The organism is Chitinophaga silvisoli, assembly GCF_003412465.1.
GTDB classification, from domain to species: domain Bacteria; phylum Bacteroidota; class Bacteroidia; order Chitinophagales; family Chitinophagaceae; genus Chitinophaga; species Chitinophaga silvisoli.
In genome coordinates this window covers 1-4,767 of the sequence record NZ_QTJV01000036.1, presented here as the reverse complement: position 1 = coordinate 4,767, position 4,767 = coordinate 1, and the positions used below count along the sequence as shown (strand labels likewise).

Annotated in this window: 8 protein-coding genes; all 8 read left to right on the top strand. The window is 29.9% G+C overall.

All coding sequences use genetic code 11. The features are described from left to right. The first annotated feature begins 281 nt into the window (after positions 1-281). Complete coding sequence (locus DXN04_RS33915; protein WP_116857862.1) at positions 282-1,043, top strand: hypothetical protein; 762 nt, start codon at positions 282-284, stop codon at positions 1,041-1,043. 40 nt (positions 1,044-1,083) lie between these two features. Continuing rightward, a complete protein-coding gene (locus tag DXN04_RS33910; protein ID WP_116857861.1) occupies positions 1,084-1,599 on the top strand; it encodes a hypothetical protein in 516 nt (171 codons plus the stop codon). A gap of 4 nt (positions 1,600-1,603) precedes the next feature. Then, a complete protein-coding gene (locus tag DXN04_RS33905) occupies positions 1,604-1,990 on the top strand; it encodes a hypothetical protein (protein WP_116857860.1) in 387 nt (128 codons plus the stop codon). 4 nt (positions 1,991-1,994) lie between these two features. Continuing rightward, positions 1,995-2,579 (top strand): DUF7841 family protein, encoded by a 585-nt coding sequence (locus DXN04_RS33900; protein ID WP_116857859.1) that lies wholly within the window; start codon positions 1,995-1,997, stop codon positions 2,577-2,579. Positions 2,580-2,650: 71 nt separating this feature from the next. Beyond that, positions 2,651-2,980, top strand: coding sequence for a hypothetical protein (locus DXN04_RS33895; protein WP_116857858.1), 330 nt, complete (start codon positions 2,651-2,653; stop codon positions 2,978-2,980). A gap of 208 nt (positions 2,981-3,188) precedes the next feature. Then, entirely contained in the window at positions 3,189-3,530 is a 342-nt protein-coding gene (locus tag DXN04_RS33890; RefSeq protein ID WP_116857857.1) for a hypothetical protein, read from the top strand. 81 nt (positions 3,531-3,611) lie between these two features. Continuing rightward, positions 3,612-4,115, top strand: coding sequence for a hypothetical protein (locus DXN04_RS33885; RefSeq protein ID WP_116857856.1), 504 nt, complete (start codon positions 3,612-3,614; stop codon positions 4,113-4,115). Between the two features lies 1 nt (position 4,116). Continuing rightward, positions 4,117-4,767: hypothetical protein (locus tag DXN04_RS33880; RefSeq protein ID WP_147320156.1), on the top strand; the 651-nt coding region annotated here is incomplete at its 3' end.

Genomic DNA, 4,767 nt, shown 5'->3' with positions numbered 1-4,767 from the left:
TTTAGATTTGGTTTTGTTGCAGGTAATTCTGAATTTAGAGGACAACAAACTATTCAATGTTATGTTGGTACACAAGGTGGTAAAGCTGATGATGGTAAGACTTCAATAGGTGAAATAAAATATACTAAACTTAATAAAATTGGTGAATTGACAATATATAGTCCTATTGAAAGTTAGATTAATGTTAATTACCAAACAAAAATAACGGTTTAAGCGTTATAGATTATGTAGTTCAAACTACAAGTATTAATCTATTTTTTTAACTTAAACCTTAATTTATTATGCAAGTAATTGAAAAAGTGAAAGTTGTTCCAGAGGGCTATAATGGTGCTGGAATGAATTATGACGGTGGTAATCGTCGTGATGTAAACGGTAAGGCTAATGCAGGTTTAACTCTTGGTATTATCGGTACTGCACTTGGTGCTTGGGCTTTGTTTGGTAATCGTCGTTCTAGTGTATTAGGTAGCGCTGGTGGTGGAATGTTAGGTGATGGCTCTACTAATATTAACGTACTTGGTGCTACTGCTGGTAGTGGAAGCGGTGCCCCTACTGCTTTTCAAGCATGGGAAAAATCTTGTGAAGATACTTTAGCTCTTCAAGGTGGTCTTTATCAATGGGCTTTGACTCAACAGAATCAACGTTTTGAAGATAGAGAACGTCTTAATAGTGAATTGTTTGGTGTTTATATTGACGGACGTAATCGTACTGATGCTCTTATTGAGAAAAATAACACTGACCATTTTAATCTTTACAAATATACTCGTGACGCTGATGATGATATCCGTAAAGAGTTATCTGATTTGAAAGCTGAATTGGCTGTTACTAAAGCTATTCGTCCTTATCAAGATAAACTTATCCAATGCGAAATGGAAAAGATGTTTACGGCTGGTATCAACTATACTGATAGAAAGACTTGTAATGTTATCTATGGTGTAGTTACTCTTCCAAATGAACCTACTGTTACTGGTCTAGTTGGACGTAATGCTTGTGGATGTTTACCATGTGGTTTTACTCAACCTGCTAGCGGAACTCCTGCTCAGTAATATTACTAAGTTTGATTAAGAACATAAAATTGAAAGAGATATGATACCTGTTACTCAATTCATACTAGGTAATAGTGACCCTTTACTATACCCTAGTGAAAAAATGACTAATAGCATTGATGAACAAATTGCTTTTCTTCAAAGTCAAAAACAAGCAATTAATGAAGCTTATCGTCGTAATGCTATTCCTAATGCAAATAATGGTACAACTCAAAATCAGCAAGTTCCAACTCAAGGAATTTGGGATGCTATTGATGCTGAAATTGCACCACTTACACAAGAACAACAAAATATGCTTCTTAGTAACCAAGATTATGTAAATAACTATAATGCTTTACAAAGTATGGTTCAAGCAGAAGTTCTTAATTTAGTTAGAGGAAAAATCGAAGCTAGTGAAGATGGTAAACATTTACTTGAAGAACAACTTAAACTTGTTAAGTTACTTAAAAGTAAAATTGTTGAAGTTACTAACAAAGAAATGGAATTGTTTAAAGCTTTTAAAGAAGCTAGTAAAACTAATCCTAATTTAACTTATGAAGAATTTTTAAAGAAGTAATATTATGGTTGAAATTAATAGTGTAAAAGAGGTTATTAAAAATTATATTGTTAAGCAATTAATATCTATGGGTGAAAGTTCTACAGCTATAAGACTTTTAACTCCTTTAGCTAAAAGAGCTATTATGAATAATATTGATAGTTTTGACAAATTTTTAAAACCTATTGCAGACAAAGATGGTATGATTGATATTGAAGGTATATTTGATGAAGAAATGGAAATTATTAATAATATTGATAATTTTGATTTTGATATACCTTTCATTGGTGGCGGTAATATTTCTAAAGGTATTATATCTCTTGAAGTTCCTTATGTGAATAAAATTGTTGCTCTTAATCAAACTGATTTAGAAGTTTTAAAAGAATCATTAATCAGTTTAAAAACAAAGTAATATTATGAGAGAAATGCCTTATATTGAACCTTATCGTATTGACGGTCGTCGCGATGGTGGTCGAGGTATTCTCGATGAATTTCGTGAATTTCTTGATGCTCGTGGAGGACGTGGCGGTAGAGGTGGTAGAAGCGGTCGAGGTGGAATGAGAAATCGTATTGGTTATGATACTTATGATACTTATGGTCGCCCTAGTCATAAAGATGACAAAGAAGAGAAGATTTTAACTATGCTTATGAGTGGTGGATACAATGATGGTGAATATCATTTTGATGAGTATGAAGCTAAAGAAGTTGTAGAACAAATGTATCATGTTAAAGACAATAAGAAATATATTGGTGAAAAATATGATATGAATAAAGCTCATGAGATTTGTGAACGCTATAAAGAAGTATTACCTAATGATGTTGAACCTTGCGATGTTTATGTTGCAATTAATGCTCAATACCATGATTATGCTAAACTATTTGAAGAATGGTTTGGTGGTAATATAGATAATAAAGTGTTTGAAAGTGCTATTACATTTTGGTTTAAAGATGTAGATTTTGATGGTGATAAAATATGGGAATATTTCCATATGAATAACTAATCATTATTGTAAAACTGTAAAAGGGAATTATCTTCGGATAGTTCCCTTTTTTTATTTATCTAAATTTTAGTATGGACAAATTTATTGATACAATTGTAGATGGAATCCTTAGTAATTTTGATTTTGGATTTATGTTTATTGTTAATGTTCTAACTTATATTATTATTAAAGTTATTGATTATTTTAATGGTGATAATAAAGTTCCTACTTGGCAAAAACGATGTGTATTAGTTATAAGTATTTTTACTATGGCTATGATTTATATCGCATCTGGGTATGATAATACTATTATGCTTGTTAATAGTGCTATTCTTGCTCCTGTGTTTTGGAGTTGGGTTGTTAGTCCTATTCTAAAGAAACTTGGAGTTGGTTATAAAGATATTGATAATACTATTGGTTAAGATTGTATGAGATTGATTAGCTAGGTTTGATTGACTGATTCAAGCCTGCTCCATCCTCTATGGGGAGTATAGCTTGCCGAATTTGGCTAGTTTTAAGCCTAGCTGATTAACTGTACATGATTTAATGAAAGTCTTGCTATGAGCCTAAAAAGTGGCTCTATGAACGTACATAAATATTTACAATATTAAATTTTAAAATAGTAAAGTTATGAGAGTTATTAAGACTAAACATTTTCCTTTTAATGGTTATAAAGCTATTAATCTTTTTGGTATTATATTTACTAAAGGAGAATTAAGTAATAAAGAACTTAATCATGAGGCTATTCATACAGAACAAATGAAAGAGATGTTATATATCTTTTTCTATATATGGTATGGTGTTGAATATCTTATTATAAGATTATTTCATATTAAACAACATGATGCTTATAAAGATATAAGTTTTGAAGAAGAAGCTCATATTAATGATGATAATCTTAATTATATTAGTGAACGTAAACATTATACTTGGACTAAATATCTAGGTATTAATAGTTCTAAAACTGCTTAATTAAAAAATGTTAATAATATTGTTAAACTACTTGTTATTAATAATATAATTTATATTTGTAACAAACTAAATTCTAAAGATATGGAAGATGATAAAAGAGTTAATTATAAGTTAGATGCTATTAATAAACTTATTAATAATCTTAAACTTAGTATTTCTGGTAATAAAGAACATGATGAGCTTGGAGAAAATAATGTTATAGTTAATCTTGATGAGATTAGTCAAAAGATTACTGAATTACATCAAATGGTTAAAGCTGAATTTGATGAATTTGAAAATCAACATAAAAGTGAATCAGATGAAACTCAAACTCTTCTTACTGAAAAATTTGATTTAGTTCATTCTGATTTAGCTACTATTAGTGATAAACTTACTACTATTGATACAAATATAAAGAATATGAGTAGTGCATTACAAGGTAAGTTTAATGCTTTAATTGCTGCCGTTAATGATATGAAAGCTAGTAATGATACTAAGAACGATGCTATAATTGCTGCTCTTCAAGGACTTGTAACTAAAGTTAATCAAAATACTAATAATATTAATTCTCTTGATGGTCGAGTTGATGCTCTAGAACAAGCTTAATATGAATTTTAATTTAGTAGAAATGTATAATGGCTTGTTAAGATTTAACAAGCATATACTAAATGAACTTGCAGAAGGACTTAAACATTTACCTAATTTAGATGGAGTATCTAAAGGAGATAGTTTAATTATTAATGAACAAGGTAATCCAGCTTGGGGTTCTGCTGCATTTATTCCTACTTTTGAAAATGCTGCGTATGGTATTGAATGGACTAAAGATGACAATGATATAATCAGAATTGGTAATGCTAAATTTCATAGAGAACTTCCTATTCAAAATAGACTTAAAGGTTGTGTCTATAATGAAAAGAAAATCAGTTATTTCCTTAATCCTACGGGTTGGGCTAAACCTCTTGAAAATGGTCTTATTCCTCCTCTTGATGGAAGTGATGGCGATGTTGGGGTAAGAGTTCCAGAGTTTTATATGTGTGTTAAAGATACTGGTACTAAATATCAACTTTGGATAAGCGATTTTAATATTGATGGAACATTTACTAGAGTTCATCCTTTTATTATAAGTCATACTAAAACTATGACTAGAACTAGAGAAGATGGTAAAGAAGAAGTATTTAGTGCTTGTATTAAACCTGATGATACTAGATATTTAGGTGGAAATAAAAATTCTTCTGTTGCTGCTATTAAATTACAAGGT

Excerpts from the sequence above, each read along its gene's own strand:
- DXN04_RS33890 (WP_116857857.1), top strand. The coding sequence starts at position 3,189 with ATGAGAGTTATTAAGACTAAACATTTTCCTTTTAATGGTTATAAAGCT.
- DXN04_RS33885 (WP_116857856.1), top strand. The coding sequence starts at position 3,612 with ATGGAAGATGATAAAAGAGTTAATTATAAGTTAGATGCTATTAATAAA.
- DXN04_RS33900 (WP_116857859.1), top strand. The coding sequence starts at position 1,995 with ATGAGAGAAATGCCTTATATTGAACCTTATCGTATTGACGGTCGTCGC.
- DXN04_RS33910 (WP_116857861.1), top strand. The coding sequence starts at position 1,084 with ATGATACCTGTTACTCAATTCATACTAGGTAATAGTGACCCTTTACTA.
- DXN04_RS33895 (WP_116857858.1), top strand. The coding sequence starts at position 2,651 with ATGGACAAATTTATTGATACAATTGTAGATGGAATCCTTAGTAATTTT.
- DXN04_RS33915 (WP_116857862.1), top strand. The coding sequence starts at position 282 with ATGCAAGTAATTGAAAAAGTGAAAGTTGTTCCAGAGGGCTATAATGGT.
- DXN04_RS33905 (WP_116857860.1), top strand. The coding sequence starts at position 1,604 with ATGGTTGAAATTAATAGTGTAAAAGAGGTTATTAAAAATTATATTGTT.